The 336-nt window shown below is 53.6% G+C and carries 1 protein-coding gene; it reads left to right on the plus strand.

Annotated features, from left to right (window positions below; all coding sequences use genetic code 11):
• Nucleotides 1-3 precede the first annotated feature (3 nt).
• The coding region (locus ACLJNW_RS23860) for a DUF3274 domain-containing protein (protein WP_410961175.1) at nucleotides 4-336 on the plus strand (333 nt) is incomplete at its 3' end.

Genomic DNA, 336 nt, shown 5'->3' on the forward strand with positions numbered 1-336 from the left:
GCCATACCCAACAACCCGGAGCATAACCGGCGGGTACTGGCCTATGACCTGGCCATCGGGGCCGGGGACAGCGTGGATGATGTGGTTTTCTATCAGTATCTGTGTCGGGTGGCGGATTGGCGGTTGGATTGGAAGGCTTCGGACAAAGGAATATTTAGTCAAGGTGATGCGTCTGTTGATCTGCCGGATGAAGAGGTGCGTGCTTTGTACCGTGCGGAAGAGTCTAAAAACAGCCAGTTAATAGACGCCACCGTAGCTTACCGCAAGAGTGGCGAGTTCCCTGTGGTAGTAGGAAATAGACTGCCTTCCCTAGTCGGGACACAAACCATCCTAGAT

Origin of the sequence: Salmonella sp. SAL4457 (assembly GCF_046548235.1) — a bacterium.
Taxonomy (GTDB): Bacteria; Pseudomonadota; Gammaproteobacteria; order Enterobacterales; family Enterobacteriaceae; genus Salmonella; species Salmonella enterica.